The 26,903-nt window shown below is 68.5% G+C and carries 20 protein-coding genes; 11 read left to right on the forward strand and 9 right to left on the reverse strand.

All coding sequences use genetic code 11. From position 1 onward, the window contains the following. The first annotated feature begins 96 nt into the window (after positions 1 to 96). The gene (locus P3H15_RS00175; protein WP_276135409.1) at positions 97 to 1,782 is read left to right on the forward strand and encodes a polysaccharide biosynthesis tyrosine autokinase; all 1,686 of its coding nucleotides are present in this window, start codon (positions 97 to 99) and stop codon (positions 1,780 to 1,782) included. Here the strand turns inward: P3H15_RS00175 and P3H15_RS00180 are convergent. Further along, complete coding sequence (locus tag P3H15_RS00180) at positions 1,747 to 2,265, reverse strand: protein tyrosine phosphatase (RefSeq protein ID WP_276135410.1); 519 nt, start codon at positions 2,263 to 2,265, stop codon at positions 1,747 to 1,749. The two genes, P3H15_RS00175 and P3H15_RS00180, sit on opposite strands and share 36 nt — an antisense overlap. Positions 2,266 to 2,370: 105 nt before the next feature. On the opposite strand from P3H15_RS00180, the gene P3H15_RS00185 reads away from it, so the two are divergent. The 4 genes from P3H15_RS00185 to P3H15_RS00200 all read left to right on the forward strand — a co-directional run bounded on the left by P3H15_RS00185 (position 2,371) and on the right by P3H15_RS00200 (position 6,599). Further along, on the forward strand, positions 2,371 to 3,693 hold the full coding sequence (locus P3H15_RS00185) for a UDP-glucose/GDP-mannose dehydrogenase family protein (protein ID WP_276135411.1): 1,323 nt from the start codon (positions 2,371 to 2,373) through the stop codon (positions 3,691 to 3,693). Positions 3,694 to 3,799: 106 nt separating this feature from the next. Next, a complete protein-coding gene (locus P3H15_RS00190; protein ID WP_276135412.1) occupies positions 3,800 to 4,759 on the forward strand; it encodes a triacylglycerol lipase in 960 nt (319 codons plus the stop codon). A gap of 115 nt (positions 4,760 to 4,874) precedes the next feature. Beyond that, positions 4,875 to 6,281, forward strand: coding sequence for an Hsp70 family protein (locus P3H15_RS00195; RefSeq protein ID WP_276135413.1), 1,407 nt, complete (start codon positions 4,875 to 4,877; stop codon positions 6,279 to 6,281). Between the two features lie 84 nt (positions 6,282 to 6,365). Beyond that, on the forward strand, positions 6,366 to 6,599 hold the full coding sequence (locus tag P3H15_RS00200; protein ID WP_241031508.1) for a hypothetical protein: 234 nt from the start codon (positions 6,366 to 6,368) through the stop codon (positions 6,597 to 6,599). An 11-nt stretch (positions 6,600 to 6,610) separates the two neighbouring features. Here the strand turns inward: P3H15_RS00200 and P3H15_RS00205 are convergent, their stop codons facing one another. Next, on the reverse strand, positions 6,611 to 7,900 hold the full coding sequence (locus P3H15_RS00205) for a YibE/F family protein (RefSeq protein ID WP_276135414.1): 1,290 nt from the start codon (positions 7,898 to 7,900) through the stop codon (positions 6,611 to 6,613). 564 nt (positions 7,901 to 8,464) lie between these two features. On the opposite strand from P3H15_RS00205, the gene P3H15_RS00210 reads away from it, so the two are divergent. Both P3H15_RS00210 and P3H15_RS00215 read left to right on the forward strand, forming a co-directional pair. Beyond that, positions 8,465 to 8,926 carry a hypothetical protein gene (locus P3H15_RS00210; protein WP_276135415.1) on the forward strand — a complete coding sequence of 154 codons (462 nt, stop codon included), beginning with the start codon at positions 8,465 to 8,467 and terminating at the stop codon, positions 8,924 to 8,926. 4 nt (positions 8,927 to 8,930) lie between these two features. Next, positions 8,931 to 10,112 carry an MAB_1171c family putative transporter gene (locus tag P3H15_RS00215; RefSeq protein ID WP_276135416.1) on the forward strand — a complete coding sequence of 394 codons (1,182 nt, stop codon included), beginning with the start codon at positions 8,931 to 8,933 and terminating at the stop codon, positions 10,110 to 10,112. Here the strand turns inward: P3H15_RS00215 and P3H15_RS00220 are convergent. From P3H15_RS00220 to P3H15_RS00230, 3 genes are read right to left on the reverse strand one after another with little or no spacing between them, the layout of a single operon-like run. Continuing rightward, positions 10,103 to 10,543, reverse strand: a complete 441-nt coding sequence (locus P3H15_RS00220) for a hypothetical protein (protein ID WP_276135417.1) — start codon at positions 10,541 to 10,543, stop codon at positions 10,103 to 10,105. The two genes, P3H15_RS00215 and P3H15_RS00220, sit on opposite strands and share 10 nt — an antisense overlap. Further along, a complete protein-coding gene (locus tag P3H15_RS00225; RefSeq protein ID WP_072937446.1) occupies positions 10,540 to 11,259 on the reverse strand; it encodes a helix-turn-helix domain-containing protein in 720 nt (239 codons plus the stop codon). Before P3H15_RS00225 ends, P3H15_RS00220 begins: the two co-directional genes overlap by 4 nt. Before the next feature lie 56 nt (positions 11,260 to 11,315). Then, a complete protein-coding gene (locus P3H15_RS00230; protein WP_005253480.1) occupies positions 11,316 to 12,578 on the reverse strand; it encodes a pyridoxal phosphate-dependent aminotransferase in 1,263 nt (420 codons plus the stop codon). Positions 12,579 to 12,716: 138 nt separating this feature from the next. Between P3H15_RS00230 and P3H15_RS00235 the strand changes: the two genes are divergently transcribed. After that, positions 12,717 to 14,117, forward strand: a complete 1,401-nt coding sequence (locus tag P3H15_RS00235; RefSeq protein WP_276135418.1) for a carotenoid oxygenase family protein — start codon at positions 12,717 to 12,719, stop codon at positions 14,115 to 14,117. A 24-nt stretch (positions 14,118 to 14,141) separates the two neighbouring features. After that, positions 14,142 to 16,088: a prolyl oligopeptidase family serine peptidase gene (locus tag P3H15_RS00240; protein ID WP_276135419.1), complete on the forward strand. Its 1,947-nt coding sequence runs from the start codon at positions 14,142 to 14,144 to the stop codon at positions 16,086 to 16,088. A gap of 6 nt (positions 16,089 to 16,094) precedes the next feature. Here P3H15_RS00240 and P3H15_RS00245 read toward each other — a convergent pair whose 3' ends face one another. The 3 genes from P3H15_RS00245 to P3H15_RS00255 all read right to left on the reverse strand — a co-directional run bounded on the left by P3H15_RS00245 (position 16,095) and on the right by P3H15_RS00255 (position 20,782). After that, entirely contained in the window at positions 16,095 to 17,543 is a 1,449-nt protein-coding gene (locus P3H15_RS00245) for a dynamin family protein (RefSeq protein ID WP_276135420.1), read from the reverse strand. Then, positions 17,540 to 19,285: an Isoniazid-inducible protein iniA gene (locus tag P3H15_RS00250; protein ID WP_276135421.1), complete on the reverse strand. Its 1,746-nt coding sequence runs from the start codon at positions 19,283 to 19,285 to the stop codon at positions 17,540 to 17,542. Before P3H15_RS00250 ends, P3H15_RS00245 begins: the two co-directional genes overlap by 4 nt. Positions 19,286 to 19,372: 87 nt before the next feature. Next, entirely contained in the window at positions 19,373 to 20,782 is a 1,410-nt protein-coding gene (locus P3H15_RS00255; RefSeq protein WP_276135422.1) for a hypothetical protein, read from the reverse strand. Between the two features lie 224 nt (positions 20,783 to 21,006). On the opposite strand from P3H15_RS00255, the gene P3H15_RS00260 reads away from it, so the two are divergent. Next, positions 21,007 to 22,521 carry an Hsp70 family protein gene (locus P3H15_RS00260; RefSeq protein WP_276135423.1) on the forward strand — a complete coding sequence of 505 codons (1,515 nt, stop codon included), beginning with the start codon at positions 21,007 to 21,009 and terminating at the stop codon, positions 22,519 to 22,521. 56 nt (positions 22,522 to 22,577) lie between these two features. On the opposite strand, the gene P3H15_RS00265 is transcribed toward P3H15_RS00260, so the two are convergent. Continuing rightward, complete coding sequence (locus P3H15_RS00265; RefSeq protein WP_276135424.1) at positions 22,578 to 25,826, reverse strand: (Fe-S)-binding protein; 3,249 nt, start codon at positions 25,824 to 25,826, stop codon at positions 22,578 to 22,580. A gap of 619 nt (positions 25,827 to 26,445) precedes the next feature. On the opposite strand from P3H15_RS00265, the gene P3H15_RS00270 reads away from it, so the two are divergent. Further along, entirely contained in the window at positions 26,446 to 26,892 is a 447-nt protein-coding gene (locus P3H15_RS00270; protein ID WP_276135425.1) for a hypothetical protein, read from the forward strand. Positions 26,893 to 26,903 lie beyond the last annotated feature (11 nt).

A 26,903-nucleotide genomic window follows, 5' to 3' on the forward strand; every position in this document is an offset into this window, starting at 1 on the left:
TCATCACTACGATGTAGCGATTCAGTCGGGTCAGAACGATGTGATTGACAGCTCGATCGCGCCGCTGAGCGCGACGCAATTGGAAGAGACTCGATAATGGAAATTCAGGACTACCTGCGAATTCTGCAGTCACGTTGGAAAATCATCGCGATCACGACCGTGGTCGCGATTCTCGGTGCGCTCGGAGCGTCGTTGCTGACCACTCCGATCTACGAGGCGTCGACCCGGTTGTTCGTCTCGACGTCCGCCGGATCGTCGGTGAACGAGGTGTACCAGGGCAACCTGTTCTCGCAGCAGCGGGTGACGTCCTACACCAAACTGCTCACCGGCGAGACCCTCGCGCAGCGGACGATCGACAAGCTCGATCTGGGCGGCACGGCGGCGGCGCTCGCCTCACAGGTGAAGGCCAGCTCCGCACCGGACACCGTGCTCATCGACGTCAAGGTGCAGGATCCGTCGCCGGAACGCGCCCGCGACATCGCCAATGCCCTGTCCGACGAGTTCGTCGTCATGGCCCGGGAGCTCGAGACCCCGGAGAAGGGTGGCGCTCCCGCCGCCCGCGTCGTCGTCGAACAGCAGGCGCAGACTCCGTCGACTCCCGTCTCGCCCAAGACGCTGCGCAACCTCGCGCTGGGCGCGGCGGTCGGGCTGCTGCTCGGTATCGCCTTCGCCGTCCTGCGTGATCGCCTCGACAACACGGTCAAGGATCGGCGCACCGTCGAGGAACTGGCCGGTTCGGCGCTGATCGGCACCATCCCGTTCGACAAGGAGCGGCAGACGCAGCAGGCCATCAACTTCGCCGAGGGCAATTCCTCGAGCGCGGAGGCCTACCGCGAACTCCGCACCAACCTGCAGTTCCTCGAGGTCGACAACCCGCCGCGTGTCATCGTGGTCACCAGTTCGCTGCCCACCGAGGGCAAGACCACCACCGCGATCAACATCGCGCTCGTGCTGGCGGAGGGCGGCCAGAACGTGTGCCTCGTCGAAGGCGACCTCCGGAAGCCGAGGGTGTCGAAGTACCTCGGCGTCGTCGGGTCCGTCGGACTCAGCAGCGTCCTGGCAGGCAAGGCCGACCTCGACGCCGTGCTCCAGCCGACCCAGTACTCGGGTCTCACCGTCCTGGCGTCCGGACCGATCCCGCCGAACCCGAGTGAGCTGCTCGGAACGGAGACAGCGCGCCAGGTGCTGGCCGATCTCCGAGGACGATTCGACTACGTGATCGTCGACGCGTCGCCGCTGCTGCCGGTCACCGATGCGACCGTGCTCACCGCGATGTCGGACGGCGCCCTGGTCATCGCCCGGCACGCCGAAACCAAGCGGGACCAGCTGTCGCGGGCGGTGGGCAACCTGCACAGCGTCGGGGCGACCATCCTCGGGACGATCATCACGATGACGCCGAGCCGCGGTCGCGGGGTCTACGAGTACAAGTACTACTACGAGACCGACAAGTCGCTGCCGCAGATGCAGCAGGCCGCCCCCGCGCAGCAGCAGGCACCCCAGCAGCCGGTGCCACAGCAGCAGGCCCAGTACGTTCGCGAGGAGTACCCGCAGCAGCCGTACGGGGGCGATCCGCAGGAAGCACCCGCCTACCAGGGTGCCCCCGCCTACCAGGGCGCCTACCACGGCGACCAGGGTCAGCAGTGGTACTCGGGGCCCGACCACTACGGCAACGAGCAGCAGTCGGGCGCACCGGTGCCTCCCACACCGAGGCGCACCCGCCGCTACCGTGACGACCAGGAACCCTGGTCAGAGACGGATGCTCCGCGAGATCACACCCAGTAGATCGGCGATCTCGGACCCGATGGTCAGGAACGTGTCCTCGTCCTTCCCCATCGGGTCCGGCACGTCTTCGGGAGTGTCGTCGGCCTTGTGTCTGGGACGCGCCGCAGCCAGGTCGGCCACCGACTTCGCGTCCGCTGCCTCGGCGAGGCGGGCGGCCTCCTTCAGGGTGAACGTCTTCTTCAACTGCTCGGGAGCCAGCGCCAGCACCTTCTCGCGCTGACGTTCGGTCATCGTCAGCACCAGGTCGGCGTCCACCGCGAGATCGGCGGTGAGCATCCGCGCGGTGAACTCGGCCGGATTACCGCCGAGCCCTTCGAGGACTTGCGCGGCCGTCGGTTCCATCGGGCGTCCGACGGCAGCGCGTGTACCTGCACTTTCGGCGGTCAGGTCGGTGATCCCGAGCTCCTCGGCGTATGCCACTGCGAGGCGCTCGGCCGTTGGGGAGCGACAGACGTTTCCGGTGCAGACGAAGAGAACATGCATGGGCGAAGCATAGGGTCTCGCCCCGCACCGTCCGTACACGCACTGTTGGCTTCGAACATCTGCCGGGTAAATATCGCGCTCACCTGCACTGGTTATCAAGGGTGCATGCGCTGCACCGTGTTTGGAACCGGATACCTGGGAGCCACCCACGCCGCCTGTATGGCGGAGCTGGGTCACGACGTCCTGGGTGTCGACATCGACCCCGGAAAAGTGGTGAAACTCTCCTCCGGAGAGGTGCCGTTCTACGAGCCGGGGCTCGCGGACGTCCTGCGCCGGAACATCGACGCCGGCCGACTGCACTTCACCACGTCGTACCGCGAGGCCGCGGAGTTCGCGGACCTCCACTTCCTCGGTGTCGGCACCCCGCAGAAGAAGGGGGAGTACGGCGCGGACCTGCGGCACGTGCATTCGGTGATCGACACGCTCGCGCCGATGCTCGATCGCCCCGCCGTCATCGTCGGCAAGTCGACCGTTCCCGTCGGGACGGCGGCCGATCTGGGTGCGCGGGCCCGCGCGCTCGCCCCGGCGGGTGACGCCGTGGAGGTGGCGTGGAACCCGGAATTCCTCCGGGAGGGCTTCGCCGTCGAGGACACCCTGCACCCCGACCGGATGGTGCTGGGAGTAGACCGCCTGCGCCCCGGACGCGCCGAGGCCGAGTTGCGTGAGCTGTACGCCCGGCTGCTCGGCGAGGACATTCCGTTCCTGGTCACCGACCTCGCCACCGCGGAACTGGTCAAGGTCTCGGCCAACGCGTTCCTCGCCACCAAGATCTCCTTCATCAACGCCATCTCCGAGGTGTGCGAGGCCACCGGCGCCGACGTCACCCAACTCGCCGACGCCCTCGGCTACGACGCGCGGATCGGCCGGCGGTTCCTCAACGCCGGTCTCGGCTTCGGCGGCGGCTGCCTGCCCAAGGACATCCGCGCGTTCATGGCCCGGGCCGGTGAGCTCGGTGCGAACCAGGCGCTGCACTTCCTGCGGGAGGTCGACAGCATCAACATGCGCCGGCGCACCCGGATGGTGGAGTTGGCGGCGCAGGCGTGCGGAGGGTCGCTGCTCGGCGCCAACGTGGCCGTCCTCGGCGCGGCGTTCAAACCGGAATCCGACGACGTCCGCGACTCCCCGGCACTCAACGTCGCGGGAATGATGCAATTGCACGGGGCCGTCGTCAGCGTCTACGACCCGAAGGCCCTCGACAACTCCCGCAGGCTGTTCCCGACGCTGAACTACGCGACGTCGGCGGTCGAGGCGTGCGACAACGCGGACGCCGTGCTGCTCCTCACCGAGTGGGCGGAGTTCGCCGCCCTGAAACCGGAGGATCTGAACGGTGTGGTGCGTGCCCGGGTGATGGTCGACGGCCGCAACTGCCTCGACGCCGAGGACTGGCGCACCGCCGGGTGGGTCTATCGGGGGCTCGGCAGGGGATAACGACCGGTGACCTGGCGGCCCCCGCGATAACGGGTTTGACGATCTCCACTGCCGGCGGCATCGGCGGACGGTAGCGTCAGCCCAAATCGCAACGGAGGGCTGGGCGATGTCGAAGGCACGTCACGGATCCCTACTCGCACTCCTCGCTGCCGTGATCTGCCTGCTCGGCGCCGCGCCCGCTCACGCTGCGGAAGTCCCGACCCTGCCGGGGCCTCCGCAATCCGACGCCGGCACCGCGATCGCGTACGCGAAGCAGCATCCGCATTCCGCGCCGCCCGGTGCCAACGACTTCTCGTGCCGTCCCGATTCCGCGCACCCCCGTCCCGTGATTCTCGTGCACGGAAGCGACGGCAGTGCCTACTCGAACTGGGCCGGGCTGAGCCCGAAACTGAAAGCTGCCGGCTACTGCGTGTTCGCCCTGAACTACGGACGGAAACCGGGCACCGAACACTTCGGGATGCAGACGATGACCGAGGGGGCCGCCGAACTCGAGGTGTTCGTCGACGACGTGCTGTCCGCAACCGGCGCGGACGAGGTCGACCTGATCGGGCACTCGCAGGGCGCGACGGTGGCGCGGTACTACGTCAACAGGCTCGGCGGGGCGTCGAAGGTGCACCACTGGATCGGTCTGGCGTCGCCCACCTACGGGGGAACGTTCTTCGGGATCGCGACGGCGGTGACGTCCGTTCCCGGGGGCACCGAACTGATCGAAGCGATCGGTTCGGAGGCGCTCGCCGAACAGGTGCAGGGATCGCCGTTCCTCACCGCCCTCAATGCCGGCGGTGACACCGTCCCCGGCGCCGAATACACCACGATCGGGACGCGCTACGACGAGGTGATCCAGCCGTACACCAACGTCGCGCTGCACGACGCCGGTGCCACCAACATCCTCGTCCAGGACCTGTGCCCGATCGATCAGACCGGACATTTCAACCTGCCCTACGACCCGTACTCCCAGCAACTGGTGCTCAACACGCTCGATCCCGCCCACGTGGTCGTGCCGCCGTGCGCGTTCGTGCCGCTGGGCGCGGGCATCCCGGGAGTGATCATCGCAAGCAACTTCTGAGTTGTCTGCCACCGAACGGTTGCCCGGTTGCCGTGTCGGACCGCTTCGCTAGACTGCGGGCCATGGAGTGGGGGGATTCCGGATCGAACCCGTGCACAGTCGAGTTGGGCGGCCCATGAGTTCGGTTCTAGGTGTGTCGGTCGGTGCGAGCGCTGTGCGCTTGGCGCGACCCGACTCCGTGAACCGTGACGACGCCGCGAGCCGGCACGTCCCCGATTTCCGGGCCCAGGTCGTCGCCGCAGGCCGGGATCTGCCGGAGGAGCTGGCCGCCGAATCGATCGGCGTGGTCCTCGCCGGGGCACCCGACGCCGGGCAGGTGCACGCCACCGGCGTCGCCTACCGCGACGAAGCGCAGGCGGGCGCCGTCCAGGCGGCGATGGCCCGGCAGCAACTCGCCAACTACCAACTCGTCACCGAGGCCTCGGCAGCGCTGAAATTCCTCGACGTCTCGGGAGCCCTGGGCGACCACGCGACGCTCGTGTTCTACGACCTGGGCAGTTCCGGGCTCACCGTGAGCGTCGTCGACCGGGCGACGGGTGAGGTGGTCGAGACGGTCCGCACCGACACGGTGAGCGGCGACGTCTTCGACCGGATGGTTCGTGCCAACCAGTTGGAGAACAACCGCATCGAGGCGCCCCGCGACGCGGCCGCGAGCCTGGCGCTCGACGTCCGCTGCCGTGAGGCGAAGGAGCGGCTCTCCACCGGCGGCGCCGTCGCCGTGCCCGGCGAGGGCGGCCTGCTGCTGTTGTCGCGCGACGTCTTCGACTCGCTCATCGGTGTCACCGTCGAATCGTCGGCGCGCCTCGCCCGCGACGTGATCACGCGGTCGGGACGGAACCCGGATGCCGTGGTGCTCACCGGTGGTGGTGCACGCATTCCCCTCGTGCGCACGGTGCTCCAGTCGTGGCTCGGGTTGCCCGTCATCGTTCCCGACCATCCCGAACTCGTTGCGGCACAAGGTGCTGCACTGCTCGCCCAGCAGGTGGTGCCGCCGGCCGTCGAGGTCGCCCGAGTCCTTCCGCCGCCGCAGCACGCGCCTGAGTGGAACGCGTTCCGGCACGCACCGACCGCAGTCGTCGCGCGCAGCGGTGCGCCGTCGAGCACCCCGTCGTGGCTGAGCGCCGCGGCGCCGCCGCCGAGTCAGCAGGTGGCCAAAATCCAGATCCGGGGCGCTGCGCTGGCGGGCACCGCGCTCGCCGTGGTGGCGGTGATCGGCCTCGGTCTCGGGTACGGAAAGAATCTGTGGGCGCGCACCGAGGGGTCGTCGCAGCCGGTGACCACGCAACTCGGCACCGAACCGCCGGTCGTCACCGAGATGGCCACACCGTCACCGACGACCCCGCCGGCTCCGACGTCCGAGACCGTCGAGGCTCCCGTGCAGACGGCGTCGCAGATCCGGATTCCCGAGCCGCAGCCCGCACCGCCGCCGCCGCCTCCGCCTCCGCCGATATTTCCCGGCCTGCCGCAGATCCAACTGCCGCCGTTCCAGCTGCCCGAACTCCCCAGGTTCCCCGGAACCTAGACGTCGCCGGGGCCCGACTGCCGATTCGAGGTGTCGGGTCCCGCTCCGCGGGCCTACGATGGGAATGGTTCCGGCGTAGAGAGGATGTGTGCAGTGACTGCAAATCCCGCGGAGTTCCACAGCACTCCCAACGTTCCCCCGTCTTCGGCGGCCGCGCCGGCAGAGACACGACGGCTCGTGGCGTATACGAAGCCGATCCTGAAGATGTTCCCGCCCACCAGCGAACATGCGGCCAAGGTGACAATGCTGACCGTCTACGCGCTGATGGTCATCGCCATCATCTTCATCGTCCTCCGGGAGGTCGGGCTCTTCAGCTAGCGGACCACCCGCTACTTGGAATGGCGGCCGCCCCGTGACGGCCTGACCGCGGCCGCGTTACCGCTGGGACCCGCGCCGATCGGGCGCGCCAGCATCACCGCGATCGCGGTCGTCAGCGGAACCGATAGCGCCAGCGCGATGCCGCCGACCGCCGACCGCACGATCTCGATGGCCACGGCGTCGCTGAGCAGCACGTCCTGAATCGATCGGCCCGCCACGCTGAACAGCAACAGCAGTGGCAGCGCCCCGCCCGCATACGCGAGGACGAGGGTGTACACGGTGCTGGCGATGTGATCGCGGCCGACGCGCATCGCGGAACCGAAGATCTGGCGCCTCGACGCGCCCGGGTCGAGCGAGGCCAGTTCGAACGCCGACGCCGCCTGCGTGATGGTGACGTCGTTGAGCACGCCCAGCGAACCGATGATGAAGCCGGCCAGCAGAAGGCCGGTGATGGAGACGTGCTGGATGTACGTCTGAACGTTGGTGTTCTGCTCCTCGGACAGTCCGGTCAGGCGCGTCATCTCGATAGTGGCGTAGGAGAGGACCGCCGCCAGGGCCATCGACGCGAGGGTGCCCAGCAACGCCGAACTGGTGCGCAGGGAAACACCGTGCGCGAGATACAGCACGGCATACAGGATGACGGCGCCGGACACGAGCGCCACCGGGATCGCCGGTTGCCCGTCCAACAGGGCCGGCAGCGTGAACAGGACGAGCACACCGAACGAGACGACGATGCCGACGAGTGCCCGGAACCCGCGCCACCGCGCGACCGCGATCACGACGACGGCGAACGCGAGAGCGATGAGCGTGACGGGCAGACCGCGGGCGTAGTCCTCGAACGAGTACTCCGTCGTGCCGTTCACATCCGTCTGGCGGGACAGCCGGATGTTTTCGCCCACGCGGAGGTCGGGCTGGCCGGGGCCGGGGATGATCTCGAGCAGGGTCTGGGTGCCGGTGTTGGGACCGGACTCGATGTCGACGATGCTGCGCTGGCACTCGTAAGCGCCGGCCGGCGCGGGCAGCGGTGCGCCGGTGAAGACCCGCCCGGCCGACGGGCTCCCGCAGTCGCCGATGTTCTGCATCGTGATCGTGCCCGACTCCGTGACGACGGCACCGCCCTGGGCGCTCTGGAACGGCTGCTCGACGTCGACGCTCGGCTTGCCGGGCCACAACGCGACGGCGCCGATGAGGACCGCGACACCGATGGCGACGAGGAGTCCGACCACCACCTTGGCGGCGACGGGGCCCATCGGGGCCGGTCCGTCGCTGTGGCCGTGGCCGTGTCCGTGGAATTCGCTCATCGTCCGCTTCGTGCCGGCTGCTGGGGGGATTGTCTCCGCACGCACGACAGGGTAGCCGGAAGCAGGCCGGGAACGCTGTGACGGAAGTGGCGGGCGGTGCCGGTGTTGCCGACCTGTCCGGTGTGTATTGCTCTTGTGTCGCTTATATGTCGCCGGTGTGATTAGATATCGGAACATGGCACGCAGCAGCTAATCTGCAGCGAACGCCGAGCTTCACGCAAGGGTGGTCCGGAACTCCGAACGAGGGGTGTGTTCCGCGGGCGACGAGCCGCTGCGTGGAGAGAAGTGCCGAGCTGGGTGGCGGGGTACAGGGGGGGTTGACCCCGCCACCAACCTGGCGCCCACAGGGGGGGGAGGGGCGACAGGTGCTCGCGGCACTCGAGGTGCCGGTTGCCAATCTACCGACACATGAGGGGTATTCGTCAACCGGGTAGGTGAAATCGCCCACATGTCGTGACCTCGAACGCCGACAGCCTAGGATTATGGCCGTTCGGAGGTGTCCCAGTGCGAATCTCGCGGCCGTCGCGACGACCCAGCAACCATCTTCGCCGGATCGTGGCGGAGATGGGTATTCCCGTGCCCTGGAACAGGGATCAGCTGATCGGCGGTGTCGCAGCCCGCCGGGGTCGCCCGATCCACCTGGTCCCCGTGTCGCACGCGCTGGTCCAGGGCGGACATTCCGGACTCTGGCTCGCACGGGCCGAGGACGACGTGATCCTCTACGCGACAGGGATGTCGGACGTACACGCCACCCACATCATCTGCCACGAACTGGCGCACATGGAACTCGGCCACGACCGCGACACGATCGGGGACACGTCCGTCGACTCGACGGTGCTGTCGGTGGCCACGCCGTCGGTCGACACGACCGGCGTGGTCAAGATGCTCGGCCGGTCCAACTATTCGAACGATCAGGAATACGAGGCGGAACTGCTCGCCACCCTGATCATGGCGGGCCGCCGCGTGACGACGGGCGGCGACACCACCGGTGACGCACGGGTGTCGCGGATGCTCGGAACGTTCTGACGCCGTGTACGAACCGCCCACCTACGTGAGCTGGCCGCTGCTCGCCGTCGTCTGGGGGACCACCCTCCTGCGCGTGGCCCTGGTCCGGTCGACGGTCGCCGAACGCCGGATGAACGCCGCCCTCGTCTTCGCCTCGCTCTCCCTGGTCCTGCAGCGGTCGCTGGCGCAGCACTGGCTCGACCTCTGGTTCGGGTACGGATTCGCGAACACCCTCAGCAACGTCTGCATCATCCTCACCGCGGCGTCGCTGATCAGCCTCTTCTCCGCGTGGGCCCTCGGCCCCGCGCGTCTACCCCGCATCCACGTCGTGTCGCTGACGGTGTGCCTCGTCGCGGGGGCGATCCTCATCGCCCTCAGCGCCCCGGCGCGGTCGCGGGGTGTCGCGATCGCGGACGAGGGCGGCTGGCTCTTCGCGGCCTACTGCATCACGTATGCCGTTCCGATCCTCGCCGTCGCCGTGCTCAACCTGTGGATCTCACTGAAGGCCGTGCGCAGCGCCACTCCGGGACACGAGCGCCGGGTGTTTCTCGCCGTCATCGCACTGTCGCTGTTCGAGGTGTTCGACATGGGTGTCGTCATGACGACCGGGGTGGTCAACGCCGTCAGCGAAGACAACGCACTGACCGAATCGCACAGCGACTCGGGGGCGTTCATCCGCGTGCTCGTCGTGTCGGCGGGCGCGATCATCTCGGCGGGACCGGTGATCCGGGCGCTCGGCCACCGGTGGCGGTCGCGACGGGTCACCCGCCGGCTGCAGCCGATGTGGCGGACCCTGACGGGCGCGGTCCCCGAAGTGGTCCTGGAACTGCGTCCGGCCGATCGCCGGGCGCTGTCCGCCCGCGGCCGGCTCGACCGGATGAGCGTCGAGATCCGCGACGCGATCATGGTCCTCGACCGGCACGTCGTATTCGAACTCGGCGACCTCACCGGCAGCGCACCACCGGTGGTCACGGCGGCGCGACTGCACCTCGCGTGCCTGGCGCGCAGCGCCGGACACCCGGCGCACGGCACGGGCGGGACGACGCACCGGTTCACGACCGACGTCGGCGGCGAACCGTGGGAACTGGCGCAGCTGGCCGACCACTGGAAGGACGGCGAGCGTGTGGCGGCCGCCCTGTGGGCGCGGCGCCTCCCGCAGTTCGGCGGACCCGAGGACCCGTCGGCGCGCGTCCCCGCTCAGGTCTGACGAGGGTCCGGCGACGCGACCGGCAAGGGGCCGCGGCTACTCCGCAGATTCTCCAGAAGCGGGATCAGCGATTCCATCTCGGCGGTGGTCGGCTCCGCGCTCGCGTCGAGCGATCGCATCGACAGGTGCCGCACCCCGGCCTCGCGGACCGCGATCTTGAACCGGACCAGGGTGTCGTAGTCGTGGTAGCCGTCGGCCGCGAGGTACTGCTCGGGGGCGTGGAAGTGCTGTGCGACCGCCCGCAGGACGTCGGGCTCCGGAGGCTCGTGATCGTTCGTGCGCAGCGACTCGATCTCGGACGGCGCGACGGGGCGGCCGAGGATCCGCGACACCCCCGCGGCGACGGTGTCCTCGCCCGGTTCGGGACCGTCGAGATCGTGGGCGAGGGAGAACAGGCGGTTGACCCGCACCGACAACGGCACCCCCGTCATGCGGTCACCTCCGCATCGCCGCTGCGTTCAGGATCGTCGGTGGCGACGAGTTTCACCGCGTCCTCCCATCGACGCCAGAAACGCTCCCGGGTGGCCGCGTCGAGATCCTCCCCCCGGCCGTAGAGGAAACGGCGATACCGCGCCTCCTCGAGTTCGCGGGGGTCGGTGACGGTCGACGGTTCCTCCAGCAGGTGGCCGAACGCGAACTCCACCAGCGGCTGGCGGGGTCCGGCCGGTCCTCCGTTGACTTCCAGCAACCGCGTCACGTAGGCGCCGGTGATCTTCGAGACCACACGGCTCAGTTCACCCGCCGCCTCGACCAGCCCCGGAACCTCGGGGTGCGCCACGCTCAGCTTCGTGAGCTGGGTGTGCGGCCCCAGGATCTCGATGATCGTGTCCAGGTCCAGCGGAATCTCCGACGGTCCGAGCGTCAGCGGACGCGACGACGGCGCCCGCTCGTCCCCGTCGAGCGCCTCGAGGGGAGTCGGGTGACCGCCGTCGAGGGTGCGGGCCGCGCTGCCCGGCGCCCACCGCAGCGCGACGTCCAGTTTGCGGAGCGTCTCGATGCTCGGATCCGGGCCGGTCCCGTTCTCGGCGCGCGTCTGAGCTGCGTCGGACGGGCCACCGGCGGCCGTGACCTGGTCCTGTGTGAGGTTCAGCAGACGCCGTCGCCGGTGGACGAATTGTCCGAAACGCGCGCGGGTGCTGGTGACCATTCTTTTCCCCCAGGAGACACGCAAGCGACGCGCGTGTCGCTTGCTGTGTCTCGATCCTACTGCTTGTAGCTGGTGAGGAAATTACCGAACCGCTCGATGGCGACAGCGAGATCCCGCGCCCACGGCAGCGTCACGATCCGGAGGTGGTCGTGGTCCGGCCAGTTGAAGCCGGTGCCCTGCACCATCAGGATCTTCTCCTGCAGCAGCAGGTCCTGGACCAGCTTCTCGTCGTCGTAGATCTCGTAGACGTTCGGGTCGAGGCGGGGGAACGCGTACAGCGCGCCCTTCGGCTTCACACACGAGACACCCGGGATCATGTTGAGGCGTTCCCATGCCACGTCACGCTGCTCGAGCAGCCGGCCACCCGGCAGGATCAGGTCTTCGATGCTCTGGTGCCCGCCGAGCGCCACCTGGATGGCGTGCTGACCGGGCACGTTCGGGCACAGACGCGTCGACGCCAGCAGGTCGAGACCCTCGAGGAAACCCGCGGCGTGCTCCTTGGGGCCGGTGATGGCCACCCAGCCGGACCGGTAACCCGCGACGCGGTACGCCTTCGACAGGCCGTTGAACGTCAGGCACAGCAGATCCGGGGCCAGCGTCGCGAGCGAGATGTGCTTGGCGTCGTCGTAGAGGATCTTGTCGTAAATCTCGTCCGCGAGAAGCAGCAGCTGATGCTTGCGCGCCAGGTCGACGAGCTGCTGCAGCACCTCCATCGAGTACACCGCACCCGTCGGATTGTTCGGGTTGATGACCAGGAGGGCCTTGGTCTTGTCGGTGATCTTGGACTCGATGTCCGCGATGTCGGGGTTCCAGTCGTTGCCCTCGTCACACAGGTAGTGCACGGGGGTGCCGCCGGCGAGGCTCGTCATCGCCGTCCACAACGGGTAGTCCGGCGCCGGGATCAGCACCTCGTCACCGTTGTCGAGGAGCGCCTGCATCGTCATCGTGATGAGCTCGGACACGCCGTTGCCCAGGTAGATGTCGTCGACGTCGAGTTCGGGGAACCCGGCGACCAGTTCGTAGCGGGTGACGATCGCGCGCCGTGCCGACAGGATGCCCTTGGACTCGGAGTACCCCTGCGCGTACGGGAGCGCCGCGATCATGTCGCGCATGATCACGTCGGGCGCGTCGAAACCGAACGGCGCGGGGTTGCCGATGTTGAGCTTGAGGATCCGATGTCCTTCCGCCTCCAGCCGGGCGGCGTGGGCATGTACCGGTCCACGAATCTCGTAGAGCACGTTCTGGAGCTTGGTGGACTGCTCCAGCTTGCGATGCGGCATGCGGTGGTGGCCGTGGTCTGGGTTGCTCACGACGGTCATTCTCCCACCCCCGGGCAACCCGATTTCTACTGGTGGGTATCGGACCGCCGTCGTGTCGTCGAAACACGCCGCCCGCGCAGGTGCCAGTCGTACCCTCGAGAGGGGGTCGTGTTCACCGCGCCCGGAGGGAAAGACGCAATGTCAGCACCGGTATCCCGTCGTCCCGGACCCGTCGACATCGCGCATCACAGCCACCTCGTCGGGGTGTTCGCGCCGCAGCGGGAGGAGGTCGACGTCCGGGATCTCGAGGTGATCGGCGAATTGCCCGCCGATCTGCACGGCACCTACCTGCGCAACGGCCCCAATCCGCGGTTCGACCCGATCGGCACCTACGTCTACCCGCTCGACGGCGACGGCATGGTTCACCGGATCGAGGTGGCCGACGGCGCCGCCCGGTACACCAACCGATTCGTCCGCACCCCCATGGTGACGGCGGAAGAGCAGGCCGGCCACGTCATCTGGGCCGGCGTCACCGACCTGTACACGCCGACCGAGCACGAGGTGGGGCCCGAACTGGCGGGCACGTCCCGCGAACTGCCCGACATCAACATCGTCCGGCACGGCGGGCGACTCCTCGCGATGGCCGAAACCACGCTGCCGTTCCGGCTCGAGCCGGCCGACCTGAGCACGCTGGGGCGGGACAACTGCGACGGCGCCATGGGCGTGGGCAGCACCGCGCACCCCAAGATCGACCCGGTCACCGGACAGATGGTCCTGTTCAACTACACGCTCGAATCCCCATATCTGACGTGGTCGGTGGTGAACCCCGACGGTTCGGTGGCACGGACCCCGACGGCGGTCGCGGGCGTGGACACGCCGCTGATGGTCCACGACATGGCGCTCACCCAGCGCTACATCGTGCTCATGCTGTGCCCGCTGGTCTTCGACATCGCCGCGGTGCTGACCGGCGGGTCGGTGCTGGACTGGCGGCCGGAGGACGGCACGCGGATCGCGCTGATCCCCCGCGACGGCGGTCCGGTGCGGTGGACGACTCACGACGCGTACTGGGTATGGCATTTCGCGAACGCGTTCGACCTGCCCGACGGGCGGGTGAGCGTCGACTACGTGGAGTGGACGTATCCCGGTGGATTCGCGAAGGCCCCGGCGCCGTCGCTGGGCTCGCTGATCCGCGCCGTCGTCGACCCCGGCAGCGGACGGGTGACGCGAGAGGTGGTGTGCGACCGCGACGTCGAGTTTCCGCGGGTCGACGACCGGGAGCTGACCCGGGGGCATCGCACCGTGGCGACGGTCGGCAAACTCGACCGCAGCCGGGGACGGCAGGATTCGCTGTGGTTCTTCGACACCGCCCGCGCCACCGAGACGCACTGGGACCCGGGCAGTGTGTCGGTGGGCGAACCGATCTTCATGCCCGGCGCCGAGCACGAGTACTGGGGGATGATCGGCACCGACCGCAGCGACCTGACGTCCTGGTTCTTCGTGCTGCCCGCCGACGACCCCGGGTCGGGTCCGATCGGGAAGGTGCGACTACCGATTCGGGTTCCGGCGGGCCTTCACGGCGCGTGGCTGCCTGCGGAGTAGCGGGCGGCGGAATATCCTCGGCGGATGACCTCAGCGCCCTACGGTTCCTGGCCCTCTCCGATCGCGGCGGCGGACCTCGCCTCCAGCGGCCACCCCGTCGAGGGTGGCCGGTACGTGGGCGACGACGTGTGGTGGTCGGAACTGCGGCCCAGCGAAGGCGGGCGGGTCGCGGTGCGGCGCCTCGGCCTCGACGGCGAACCGGAAGACATCCTGCCCGCGCCGTGGAACGCCCGCACCCGCGTCCACGAGTACGGCGGCGGCGCCTGGACCGTCACCGACGCCGGCCGCCTCGTGTTCGCCGAATTCAGCGATCAGCGCCTGTACCTGCTGGAAGGCGGGACACCGGTGCCGCTGACACCGGAACCGCCGCACACCTGCTCGCTGCGGTACGGCGATCTGTCGGTGGTCGACGGCGAGGTGTGGGCGGTCCGCGAAACGCACGACACCGAGGGCGGCGTCTCCCGCGACATCTGCGTGATTCCGCTGGACGGGTCGGCGGCCGACGACCCGCATCGGGTGCGATCCGTCGTCGCCGGCTCGGACTTCCTGGCCAATCCGCGGCTGTCCCCGGACCGCAGGCACCTCGCCTGGATCGCATGGGACCACCCCCAGATGCCGTGGGACGGCACCGAGCTCAGGGTCGTGGCCGTCGAGGGCAGCCGCGTCAACGGAAAAGTGCGGACACTTCTCGGCGGTACCGAGGAATCGGTGCTGCAACCCGAATGGGTCGGGCCCACCGAGCTGTACACGATCAGCGACCGCAGCGGCTGGTGGAACCTCTACCGGGTGGGCCTCGACGACCCCGAACCGGTGGCGTTGTGCCCGATGGACGCCGACTTCGGCGGTGCGCTGTGGATGCTCGGCGGCCGCTGGCACACCCGCCGCGACGACGGCACACTGCTGACAGTGCGCACGTTCGGCACCGACACCCTCGCCGTGCTCGATCCGGACAGTGGTTCGCTGGTGGACATCCCGCTCGACGGACTCACCAGCATCGGTCTCGGGGATCGCAACGGCAACCGGATCCTGCTGCTCACCGGCGGCGCCCAGACCCCGGCGGGCCTGCGCGAACTCGACCTCGACACCGGTGAACTCCGCACCGTCAGGCTGTCCGTCACCGAACTGCCCGAGGCCGCGTATCTCCCCGAAGCCCGGCAGCTGACGTTCCAGGGCGCCGAACGCGAAGTCCACGCGATCGCCTACCCGCCGCGACACCCGCGGTACCGGGGCGAGGACGGCGAACTGCCGCCGTACGTGGCGTTCGTGCACGGCGGACCGACGTCGCGGGTCGCGCCCTCGCTGAATCCCGTCTTCGCGTTCTTCACCAGCCGCGGCATCGGCGTCGTCGACGTGAACTACGGCGGGTCCACCGGGTACGGGCGCGAATACCGCAACCGGCTGCGGGGCCAGTGGGGGGTCGTCGACGTCGAGGACGTCGTGACTGCGGTGACCGGTCTGGCCGAGGCGGGGATGGCGGACCCCCGCCGGCTGGCGATCGAAGGCGGATCCGCCGGCGGCTGGACCGTGCTCGCGGCACTGACGACGTCGGACGTGTTCGCCTGCGGTGCGTCCTACTTCGGTGTCGCCGAACTCGACGGTTTCGTGAAGGAGACGCACGACTTCGAGTCCCGGTACATCGACGGTCTGATCGGCCCGCTGCCCGAGGCCGCCGACCTCTACGCCGAGCGGGCACCGCTGAACAACGTCGCCGGGCTGAACTGCCCGGTCCTGCTGCTGCAGGGGCTCGACGATCCGATCGTGCCGCCCTCGCAGGCGGAACGGTTCCGGGATGCGCTCGTGGAGAAGGGCATCCCGCACGCGTACCTCGAATACGAGGGGGAGTCCCACGGATTCCGGAAGCTGGCCACCCTCATCAGCTCCCGTAACGCCGAACTCTCCTTCTACGGGCAGGTACTGGGATTCGAGCCGCCGGACATTCCGCGACTCGAACTGTGGCGGCCCGAGGGGTAGACGCGTTCACCGGGCGAGCAGGGCCTCGCAGGAACGCGCCGCACACGCGCACGCCTGCACCGTCGCGGTGTCGATGGTCGGGCGCCCCGCCTGCGACCGCCAGAACCGCAGGGCCGTCAGCGCGACGCGCGAGATCTGCTCCGGGGCGGCGTCGGCGGGCATGCCGAGGCGGGTGTGCGGCGACATGCCCTCACCGCCGAGCACCCGCTCGAGCAGCACGACGTCCGAGTCCCGGAGCTGCAGACCGCTCGAGCGCAGGCCCGACAGCACCCGCAGTTCCCGGAACACGTGGGTGTCGGCGAGCAGGCGATCCGCCGCGCGGCTCAGGCTGCGGCTCGCCGACGACGGGGTCCGGGCCAGCACGGCCTTCAGCGTCCGCAGCGAGGAGTGCGCCTTCAGTTCGGTGCTGCGCTGACCGAACTGCAGGTGCAGCGTGCGGCGCAGGTCCTCGAGGCCGCTGTGCGCCGTCAGCTCGCGGGCCAGCGCCGGAGCGTCGGTCGCGCCCAGGCGGATCAGCATGACCGCGAACCGGATACCGAACAGGCCGAAACTCTCGAGGAGGTCGCGTCGCTGACCGGGCGACAGCACGAGATCGGTGTCCGCCGCCGTGAACCGGGTGATCGACCGCAGCGCGGACTCGAGGTTGCCCTCCGGAACGGTGGCGAGCACCGCGAGGTCGTCGAACTCGGTCTGACGCAGAGTGCGACCGCGCAGCGCGAGAAGTCCCGACACGGGCAGCAGGCTGCGTTGCACCCGGCGACCGGCATCGTCGGCGGCGGCACGGGCCGCGTCGAGGGTGCGTTCGCGGCCGCCCTTCACCTCGTCGGCCCGCGACAGCACACCGACGATGCCGAGCGGACCGGCGGCCGTGCCGACCCGCGTCTGCAACTGGTCGAGCAACCGCACGTCCGCGCCGTCGGTGCCCCGGGTCAGGTAGACGACGGCATCGACGTCGCACGGGCCGTCCTCGGGGAGGAGCAGCGCCCGGGTCCGCGCCGACACGTCCCGCGAATTCGACGACGTTCCCGGTGTGTCGACGAGCGTGAACTCGCCGAGCAGCGCCGACGGCCACCCCACCTGCAGCCGCTCCACCCGGTCCGCGGTCACCGCGCCCAGATCCAGCGAGAGCCGGCCCTCGTCCCGGTGCACGGGCAGTCGCGTCCGGCGTCCGGAGTCGTGGGTGAGATCGATTCGCGGCGTGGCAGACTGCTCGAACCAGGTGACCACCCGGGTGCACTCGGTGGCGTCGGTGGGCGCGATCTCCTCGCCGACGAGCGCGTTGAGCAGCGTCGACTTCCCGGCCTTCAGCGTGCCGGTGAGCGCGACGCGCAGCGGCTCCTCGAGGCGGGCCCCGCAGTTCCGGAGTTCCTCGACGGAGGCGGGGTCGCCGCGCAGTTCGTGCCGCGCGGCATCGATCAGCTGGCGGGTCTGCGAGCCCAGTCGAGTGACGCTCATGCCGCCACCTGCCCCGCGAATCCGGCGGCCTGCACGCGGATCTGCCGCAATGTGTCGAGTTCCGTGCGGATCTGCGCCGACCGCTTCGCACGGTGACCGTCGTGCATCTTCGACGCGTCCGTCGCCGCGCGCAGCGAATCGTCGACGGAACGGAGCATCTCGTTCGCCAGATCGGTGAAGTGGTCGCGCAGGACGCGTTGCACCTCCCGCAGCCGCTGCTTCGATTCCTTCCCCACCTGGAAGATCACGTCGTCCATCAGTCTCGACACCGCCACCTTCGCCTCCGCCTGCCTGCGGGTGGTGCGCGCCTTGCGGTCCTCGCGATACGTGTTGGCGCCGAGCAGCACTCCCGCGCCGATCGAGAAGGGGTTCACCAGGGCCAGGCCGGCCAGGCTCGTGACGAGACCGACCATCAGCACGCCGCCGTACGACCCGCGCATGCTGGACAGGACGCGCTGCGTGAAACCCTGGGCACTCTCCAGGGATTCGAGGGTGTTTACGGGTTCGAGCACGTGATCCACGTTGTCGATGCGCAGCGTGGGAACCGGGACCCTGCCGTCCTCGGCGAAACGCCCCGCGACCGAGAGGGCGAGGGCCTGCGAACGGGTGTGGGCCATCACGAAGTTCTCCCGCACGCACGTCGCGATCTCGCCGTCGAGCCAGGAACCGAACTCCTCCCAGCGCGGTGCCGGATCGGACTTGCCGATGTCCTCCTCCGCCGCGCGGATGACGGTGCGCAGACGGTGCCGCAGGTCGTGTTCGATGTCCGTCATCAATTCGATCGCGCCGTCGGCCAGCGTGTACTGCCAGTTCGCGGACCGCTGGCGGAGCTGATCCGCCGCCGCGCGGGCCTGGGTCATCTGCTCGAGAAGCGCGGCGCCACGCTGCGGATCCTGCAACGCGTCCAGTTCCGAGCTCAGCGACAGCGACAGGTGGTCGGTCACGGTGCGAACGTCGGCGATCACCGAATTACGGAGCACGACATCTGCTTTCGCGATCACCTGGCTGCGAAGATAGTCGACCAGCTGAGGAATGCCGGATTCGACGTCGAGCGCGTCGTCGCCCGCCTCGAGAGCGTCCGCGTGCATCAGTGCGGACACCGGGAGCAGTGGCAGCGCGAGATCCGCATTCAACAAGTGGGTGCGGTTGGCCTTCTGGATGTCCGCCCACCGCGGATAGAAGTCGATCTTGTTGACGACGCAGATCACCATCGGGCACAGCTTGTGCACCTGTGTCAGCAGGGCGATCTCGGGTTCGGTGTATTCCTGACTCGCATCGGAGACGAACAGCACCGCATCCGCCGTGGGGACCAGTGCCAGCGTGTCCGCCGCGCGGGCCGGAGCGTGACCGGAGAATCCGGGTGCGTCGACCAGCACCAGACCCTCCGCGAGCAGATCGTGGGGGAGGGTGACCGTCGAATCCGGATCCGACGCGACAGGTCCGTACTCGACGACCACCGGTTCGTTCCGGGACCGTGCCGTCGCCGACACGTCCGCGTCGACGAGCGCACCGGCCACCGAACTGACACCCTTGTCGGTGAGGCCGAGCACCACCACCCGCGTCCGCGGATCGGCGAGACGAGACTCGGTGTGCGACAGCCGGGTCAGGAGATCACCGCGACCCGCAGTCCGGGTCAGTGCCGCCAACTGCGACAGCAGTGCCGTCATCGACGCACTGGTCTCGGCGGGAAGATTCGGGTGCACAGGGGCGGTGGCGGCTGAGGATTCGAGGGTGGCGTTCATGATCTCCGCAAGAGTCGGTGACGGGCATTCGAGCGAGGGGAGTGGCGGGACCGCTGCAGGGGAGTAGGCGGTCCCGCCACGTCGAGGTCAGAACATGTGCTGGTCGACGGTCGTTGTCGCAGTCAGGCTCTGATCGTGGGTGTCGAGAGTGCTGTCGGAATCGGCGGTCAACCCCGACGAGAGGCTCGTCGCGCTCGTCGCGTCGAGCGACGTGCCGGTATCGAGCACGGTGCCCGAGTCGTACGTGGAGCTCGCGTCGTACGAGGTAGTGGTGTCGTGCGAGGTCGTCGCGTCGAACGTCGTCGCGGTGTCGGTGGTTGCCGTGGTGGCGGTGTCGGTGGCTGCGGAGTCATGGCTGAGACCCGTGTCCGACGCCGTGTCCGTGAGCGTGCTGACTGCGGAACCGTGGTCCGTCGACGTGAAATCATTGCTCGCCGTCGTGGTGGTGGTCGCAGTGGACTGGGCGGCCGTCTGGGTCTGGCCGAGGTCGGCGGCCGGCGCGGTCGCCGTGGTTGTTGTGGGTGTCGCGGTCGTTCCGTCCGGCGTGTGGGTCGCGGTGTTCGTCGCATGGTTGTCGGTGTTGCCGGTCGTTGCCGTTGTCGCCTCGGTTCGTCCGAGATCCGCGGTGGGTGCGGTCGCGTTCTGCATGGCGGAGTCGGTCGGGGTGGAGTTGGTCGGGGTGGTGTCCGTCGACGCTGCTCGTGTTCCCCCGTCGCCGGTGACCGAGGCAGCCTCCGCGCTCCGCGTGTTCTGCTGGTCTGCAGCCTGACTCTGACTCTGACTCTGACTCTGAGTCTGACTCTGCGTCCGGTCCGGTTCGGACGACGTCGTCACCGAGGCCGGTTCGGTGTTCGTCTGCCGGATCGTGGTGGCGAGGGGTTGCGACGTCACCGCATCGGAATGGGTCGACACTGGGGTCGCCGTGATCGGCTGGGCCGCGGACGTCGCCGTTGCGGGTGCCGGGTTGCCCTGACCGAATGCGGGCTGGGACGCGGACGCGCCGCCCGAGTTCACGGCCGACTCACCGCGGCCCGGGTTGGAGAACGACGTCGACGGTCCGGACTGCGCGTTCTCGTGGCTCGCGACGTTGTGGCCGTCGGCGCGTCCGTCGTGGTCGGTGGCGTTGTTCGCGTGGGCCTGGTTGTCGGTGTCTGTAGTGTGGTGCCCTGCGTCGTCGCGGTGGCCGGCATTGTCCTGGTGGTTGGTCTCGTCGCGACCGGTGTTCTGCCGGCCGGTGTTCTCGAACCGACGACCGTCGTTCTCTCGGGGACCGTTGTGCGAATTCTGTTGCGGCTCAGTGTTCTGAGCAGGCTGCCCGCCGTTGAGGTTCGCCGGCCGCAGGTCGCGCAGGAGCCCGTCGAGTCCGTCGCGCAGAAGGTCCGCCGCATGGGGCGCGCCGCCCAGGTCGGGTTGCGGTGCCCGTGCGTCGATCGCGGCGTGTGGGGCGGGGACGTCGTGGTCGAGGACGGCCGACGGGTGGATTTCGCTTCTCGTCATGAGTGCTCCTTCATCTCGGGTTTGCCCCTTCGAGGCGACTGCCGACGACGTTATGGACCATTCCTGGGAAGACCATGGGAGGACGCTGCACCTTCCCTAGGGGCGTGCGCCGCCGAGCACACAGGAACATCGCAGGAAGCGCACAGCGGTCGGTACAGGAAGGCGGTCTAGCGTTTCGATCGGCAGGAAAGTCGCCTGCCGTACCACGGAATGGAGATCACGACATGCGGACATCGATGGGGATCAGTATGGGTTCCGACTCGTTCGTGTCCGCACAGATGCACGGTGAATCGCAGGCGCACCACGAGCACGACGGATTCACGGTGGTGCGGCACTCCGCCGAACTCGCGCTGTCGTCCAGCAACGCACCCACCCTCGGATCGCACCGTGTCGGTCCTCTTCCCCAGGGCAGCATCGTCTTTCCTGACTTCATCGACAGAGTCGGTGACCCCGTTCCGGTGATCGGTGACGACGGGACCCGCACCCCGGCCGTGCAGTTGGTGACCACGGCGCTCGACTGTCTGATTCGGGGCCGCACCCCGGCGCCCGACCATGTGGTGGTCGCGGCACCGGCGGGCTGGTCGGGGTATGCGGTGGAGGAACTCGGGGACGAGATCCGCCGCTGGGGTCTGCTGCAGAACCGCACCGTCACCGTGATCCCCGAAACCACCGCGGCACTCACGTGGGTCGCCCGGGTCGAGAAACTCGACGACTGCGACACCGTGCTGCTGTGTGACGTCGGAGCCCACTCCCTCGACCTGACGGTGGCCACCCGGCGCGGCGACGAATTCGATGTTCTTCCATCGGTGCGGAGCACCGACTTCAGCGGAGATCACGCCGATCGGCTACTGATGGGGCGTGTGGTCGCGCTGGTGCAGAACGCGAACCCGGACTTCGACGTCGACGATCCCGCGCACCGCGCGGCGCTGGCCGAACTCGCGGCCCGCTGCCGGATCGCGAAGGAACGGTTGTCGCAGGACACCTCGGCCGTGGTGACCGTCGAGCTCCCCGACATTCGACGCCAGATACGTGTCATGCGTTCCGAATTCGAGGACGTCATCCGCGAGTCACTCACTCACGCCGCGAACGCGGTGGCACGCGAACTCGAACGTCTCGCCGAGACCGGAACCCGCGTCGATGCCGTCGTCCTCCTCGGCGGCGGAGCGGCGGTTCCACTCGTGACCGAACTGCTGTCGACCGCCGTGGACGTCCCTCTTGTCGTGTCGCCCGACCCGGCGACGGCGTCCGCCCGCGGCGCGGCGGTGATCGCCGAGCGGGCATCGCTCCGGCAGTCGGGTTCTCGGGTGATGTCGGCGCCGGGACCGCGGGTCCGGCCACCGGCGGCGCCGCGACCGATCGTGGCGGCAGCGTCGCGTGTGCTGCCTCCCTCCGCATCCGCTGGGGTGCCGACCAGGCCCGTTGCGTCGACTACAACAGTCGTCACGCCGACAATTGTCCCGGTCGCGAAGGCACCGAAGTCGGGCATCCGCGGATGGATGGTCGCGGCGAGTGCTGCTGCTCTCGTCCTCCTGGGCGGCGGCGCGGCAGCGACTCAACTGATCGGCCAGGACGACACGCCCTCGGCAACGACGACCACCACCTCGTCCGTCGAACAGGCATCGTCCGCCGACCAGACCACGCAGGACGACTCGGTGCAGGAATTCACCGTGCAGAACCCGGCGCCCGCTCAGCCGATGGGCGGCGGAACTCCGGGACGCGGCGGCGCCGGACCGCGGTAGAGAACAGTGACGCCCCCACCGGGACTGGTGGGGGCGTCACTGTTCACTGCTGTCGGCTAGCTCTTCCGGCCCGGTGCCTTCGCGCCGGCCTTGAAACCGAGCCCACCGGGCTTGGCCTGCGGCGGGGCCTGTCCCGTCTCCGGTGCCTTGCCGTTGGACCCGTCGCCGTTCGACTCCTCCACCTTCGGAGCCTCGGCCGCGGGTGCCTCGGCCTTCGGTGCTTCAGCAGGGGAAGCCGCGGGTGCCTCGGCCTTCGGTGCTGCGGCCATGGGCGCCGCGGCCTTGCGGGCCCCGGGAGCCTTGGCACCGCTCTTGAAACCGAGTCCACCGGCCTTCGCCGCCGGAGGAGCCTTCGGAGCCTCGGCTGCGGGAGCCTCCGCAGCGGAGGAGGTGTCGACGACCTCCGGCTCGGCTGCCGGGGGTGCGGCAGCCTGGGGTTCGGCGACCGCCGGCTGGGCCGGGGAGGCCTTCGCGCCGGGAGCCTTCGCCTTGCCCTTCATCTGCAGGCCCTTGCCCGGTGCCTTGGCGCCGGATGCGAGTCCGAGTCCCTTCGGCTTCGCTGCGGGCGCTGCCTGAGCGGGCGTTTCGACGGCGGGAGCCTCCGCGGCCGGTGCGTCGGCGGCCGGAGCGGCCTTCGCGCCGGGTGCCTTGGCGGCCCCCTTCATCTGCAGACCCTTGCCGCCCGGTGCCTTCGCGCCACCGGCGAGCCCGAGGCCCTTCGGCTTGGGTGCCTCCGCTGCCGGAGCGTCGGAGCCTGCGTCAGCCGCCGCGGCGGGAGCAGCCTTCTTGGCGCCGGGAGCCTTCGCCCCACCGGCCATGCCGAGACCCTTGCCGGGTGCCTTCGCGCCGGGAGCCTTCGCTCCGCCCGCCATGCCGAGACCGGGTGCCTTGGCGCCGGGAGCCTTCGCTCCGGGTGCCTTGGCCAGGCCCTTCATCGCCAGGCCCTTGCCCGCGGGAGCTTCCGTGGCGGCCGGAGTTGCAGCGGCATCCGGGGCCTGTTCGACGCGCTCCTTCTCGACCACCGCTGCCTTGGCCTCGGCTGCCGCCGGTTCGGCCGGCTTCTCGCGGGGGACGACCTTGATGTTCTCGGTCAGCTTCTCCGGCTCGAGACGCGTGATGGACGAGAGCATCAGCTGCGCGACGTCGACGACCTCGACACCCTCACCCTGACCGGACTCCTGGCGAGCCGTGACGCCGTCGGTGAGCATGACGCGGCAGAACGGGCAGCCGGTCGCGATCTTCTTCGGATCCGTGCTGAGCGCCTCGTCGACCCGGTCGATGTTGATGCGCTTGCCGATGTTCTCTTCCATCCACATGCGGGCACCACCGGCACCACAGCACATCGACCGTTCGCCGTGACGGGGCATTTCCTTCAGCTTCGCGCCGGAGGCTTCCATCAGCTCGCGGGGAGCGTCGTACACCTTGTTGTGACGGCCGAGGAAGCAGGGGTCGTGGTAGGTGACGTCCTCACCGACGGAGGCGACCGGAATCAGCTTCTTCTGGCGGACCAGGCGGTTGAGCAGCTGAGTGTGGTGAACCACCTCGTAGTCACCGCCGACCTCCGGGTACTCGTTGCCGAGCGCGTTGAAGCAGTGGGCGCAGGTGACGACGATCTTGCGCTTGCGCTGCTCGACGCCGTCGAAGACCGAGTTCAGCAACTCGATGTTCTGCATGGCGAGCTGCTGGAACAGGAATTCGTTACCTGCGCGGCGAGCGGAGTCGCCGGTGCACGTCTCGTCGGCGCCGAGAACCATGAACTTCACGCCCGCGGTCGCGAGGAGTTCGGCGACGGCCTTCGTGGTCTTTTTTGCCCGGTCCTCGTAGGCGCCGGCGCAGCCGACCCAGAAGAGGTACTCGTAGTCCTCGAAGCTGTCCGCGTCCTGGCCGAACACGGGGATCTCGAAGTCCATCTCACTGATCCAGTTGAGACGGTCCTTGGAGTTCTGACCCCACGGGTTGCCCTTGTTCTCGAGGTTCTTGAACAGGCCGGCCAGCTCGGACGGGAACTCCGATTCGATCAGCACCTGGTAGCGGCGCATGTCGATGATGTGGTCGACGTGCTCGATGTCGACGGGGCACTGCTCGACGCACGCGCCACAGTTGGTGCAGCTCCACAGCGTCTCGGCGTCGATGACCGGGGCCAGTTCGCCTTCGACGGTCTCGCCGACCAGCTTGCGCTCGGCCTCCCGGCGGGCTGCCTCGGGGATCGCCGCCAGCTTGGCGTCGTCGACGGCGCCTTCGCCGTTCACCAGGCCGACCTCGTCGCCGCCCATGTCCTTGCGGCCACCGGCGAGCAGGTACGGCGCCTTGGCGTAGCCGTGGTCGCGTAGCGACGTGATGAGCAGCTTCGGAGACAGCGGCTTACCGGTGTTCCATGCGGGGCACTGCGACTGGCAGCGCCCGCACTCGGTGCAGGTGGTGAAGTCCAGCCAGCCCTTCCAGGAGAAGTCCTCGATGTTGCCGGCGCCGAACGTGTCGGTGTCGGGATCGGCGTCCTCCATGTTGATGGGCTTGCCACCGGACATCATGGGCTTGGCGGCGCCGAGTGCGACGTCGCCGTCGTCCTCACGCTTGAAGTAGATGTTCGCGAACGCCGCGAACCGGTGCCAGGCGACACCCCAGGTGATGTTGCGGCCGACGACGTAGAGCCAGATCATGCCCGACATCAGCTTGACGAAGGCGAAGAACGCGACCATGTTCGGGCTCGCGGGAAGCAGCTTCGCGAGGTTCATCGTGAAGAAGTCGGTCCACGGGTTGGAGTGGCCGTAGGTGGCGATCTTCCCGGCCTTCACGAAGATCATGCCGAGGCCCTCGATGAGGACGACGGCCTCGACGAAGTACGCGGCCTTGAAGTCGGAGCCACCGAAGCGGGACAGCCGCGCGGGCACCCGGGGGTGGTTGAGCTGGCGGATCACGATCAGCGTGGTGATACCGATGACCGTGCCGAGGCCGAGGATCTCGTCGACGAAGTGGTAGACGGCGGTGTTACCGACCAGCGGCCAGTGGAACTCCGGGTCGAACGTCTGGCCGTACGCCTCGAACCACACGACGGCTCCGAGCATGAAGCCGACCATGACCAGCCAGTGGGCCCAGCCGACGGTGCGGAACTTGCTCATGCGCGTGTGGGCGATGAACTCGACACACATCTGCTTGAATCGCGGGAAGAAGGGGTGCCATCGATCCGGGGCCGACTGGCCGATCCGGACGACGTTGACCATCTTCAATGCGCCTGTGATGAAGGAGAACCAACATACGAGGCTCAGCAGCACGCCGATGGTGCCCAACGTGATCGTCAGGGCATTCATGTCGCGGCCTTTCGTTTCAGGGCGGCAGGGCGGCCACCTCGGGACTGCTCGTGATCCTAACGCTTGCTAAGTTACCCACTGGTAACTTACATATCCTACCTATGGGTAACTTAGCCCTGTTCAGAAGCATTTCTGCAGCTGGGGCGCCGATGCGGCATGTGGCGCATGCCACAATCGGACTTTCTGTTCGCCACGTTAAAGGGTCGAAATTGCGGCGTTCACCCAAGGTCGCCCTAACTTCGGCCGACGGCCTCGCGGGGCCGTCCACTTGCCCTCGGTGGCTGCTTCGGCCGCAGTTTTCGTCACGAATTCGACGCGGTTGCGTTGCGGCGGGATAACGACGGGCAAATAATCCGAGCGTCGATGTCGCCGCTGCCGAAAATCTGCCTTCCGAACGTAATTCGCGCCATGTAATTCATGCGAATTACGTTGTGATCGACCAACTGCCGACCGATGCCTCGCGACCCGATGAATTTTTCGTCAATGAACATTTCGGCCGTGATTCCGCTGTTACTCTGAGCGTGTTTTCCGGCCCTGGTCAGCGGTCGCAAACGGGGGTCGTGCAGTGCACTTCGATCACGTCAGTACTTCGTCGCGTCGGTCCTGAAATGAGGCATCAATGATCGTGAGAAGAGCTGCAGTAACGGCAGGCATGGCGGTTGCCGCCATGGGTCTTGCCGCCGGAGTTTCCCACGCGGGGCCGGCGGTGACACCTGCCCCGGTGGCGCCCGCGCCGACCACGTCGGCACCTGCGGTGCTCCCGCTGCCGTTCCACGACGTCGCGTCCCGTGAGGAGAACGACAGGGCGTTCGGCCAGTTCGGTGCGCAGGTGGGTATCGCCGTCACTGTCGGTAGCCTGATCGGAACCATTGCCGGCGCCGGAATAGGTTGTATCGCAACACTTCCCGCCGGATGTGTCGCCGGTCTCGTCACCGGGGCGGGTATCGGTGGGGTAGTGGGAACCATCGTCGCCGGTGGTCCCGCTCTCGGTGTCAGTGCATACCAGTTGTGGGAGACGTACAACGCCGCCCCGGGGACGTCGATCTACGCGGACAGGGACGAGTAGGGCCCTCGTCT

Source organism: Rhodococcus sp. T2V (assembly GCF_029269925.1).
Classification (GTDB): Bacteria; Actinomycetota; Actinomycetes; order Mycobacteriales; family Mycobacteriaceae; genus Rhodococcus_F; species Rhodococcus_F koreensis.

Bases quoted from the DNA above. Each gene is read 5' to 3' on its own strand.
- P3H15_RS00175 (WP_276135409.1), top strand. From the start codon at position 97: ATGGAAATTCAGGACTACCTGCGAATTCTGCAGTCACGTTGGAAAATC.
- P3H15_RS00180 (WP_276135410.1), bottom strand. From the start codon at position 2,265: ATGCATGTTCTCTTCGTCTGCACCGGAAACGTCTGTCGCTCCCCAACG.
- P3H15_RS00185 (WP_276135411.1), top strand. From the start codon at position 2,371: ATGCGCTGCACCGTGTTTGGAACCGGATACCTGGGAGCCACCCACGCC.
- P3H15_RS00190 (WP_276135412.1), top strand. From the start codon at position 3,800: ATGTCGAAGGCACGTCACGGATCCCTACTCGCACTCCTCGCTGCCGTG.
- P3H15_RS00195 (WP_276135413.1), top strand. From the start codon at position 4,875: ATGAGTTCGGTTCTAGGTGTGTCGGTCGGTGCGAGCGCTGTGCGCTTG.
- P3H15_RS00200 (WP_241031508.1), top strand. From the start codon at position 6,366: ATGTGTGCAGTGACTGCAAATCCCGCGGAGTTCCACAGCACTCCCAAC.
- P3H15_RS00205 (WP_276135414.1), bottom strand. From the start codon at position 7,900: ATGAGCGAATTCCACGGACACGGCCACGGCCACAGCGACGGACCGGCC.
- P3H15_RS00210 (WP_276135415.1), top strand. From the start codon at position 8,465: ATGGGTATTCCCGTGCCCTGGAACAGGGATCAGCTGATCGGCGGTGTC.
- P3H15_RS00220 (WP_276135417.1), bottom strand. From the start codon at position 10,543: ATGACGGGGGTGCCGTTGTCGGTGCGGGTCAACCGCCTGTTCTCCCTC.
- P3H15_RS00225 (WP_072937446.1), bottom strand. From the start codon at position 11,259: ATGGTCACCAGCACCCGCGCGCGTTTCGGACAATTCGTCCACCGGCGA.
- P3H15_RS00230 (WP_005253480.1), bottom strand. From the start codon at position 12,578: ATGACCGTCGTGAGCAACCCAGACCACGGCCACCACCGCATGCCGCAT.
- P3H15_RS00235 (WP_276135418.1), top strand. From the start codon at position 12,717: ATGTCAGCACCGGTATCCCGTCGTCCCGGACCCGTCGACATCGCGCAT.
- P3H15_RS00240 (WP_276135419.1), top strand. From the start codon at position 14,142: ATGACCTCAGCGCCCTACGGTTCCTGGCCCTCTCCGATCGCGGCGGCG.
- P3H15_RS00245 (WP_276135420.1), bottom strand. From the start codon at position 17,543: ATGAGCGTCACTCGACTGGGCTCGCAGACCCGCCAGCTGATCGATGCC.
- P3H15_RS00250 (WP_276135421.1), bottom strand. From the start codon at position 19,285: ATGAACGCCACCCTCGAATCCTCAGCCGCCACCGCCCCTGTGCACCCG.
- P3H15_RS00255 (WP_276135422.1), bottom strand. From the start codon at position 20,782: ATGACGAGAAGCGAAATCCACCCGTCGGCCGTCCTCGACCACGACGTC.
- P3H15_RS00260 (WP_276135423.1), top strand. From the start codon at position 21,007: ATGCGGACATCGATGGGGATCAGTATGGGTTCCGACTCGTTCGTGTCC.
- P3H15_RS00265 (WP_276135424.1), bottom strand. From the start codon at position 25,826: ATGAATGCCCTGACGATCACGTTGGGCACCATCGGCGTGCTGCTGAGC.
- P3H15_RS00270 (WP_276135425.1), top strand. From the start codon at position 26,446: ATGATCGTGAGAAGAGCTGCAGTAACGGCAGGCATGGCGGTTGCCGCC.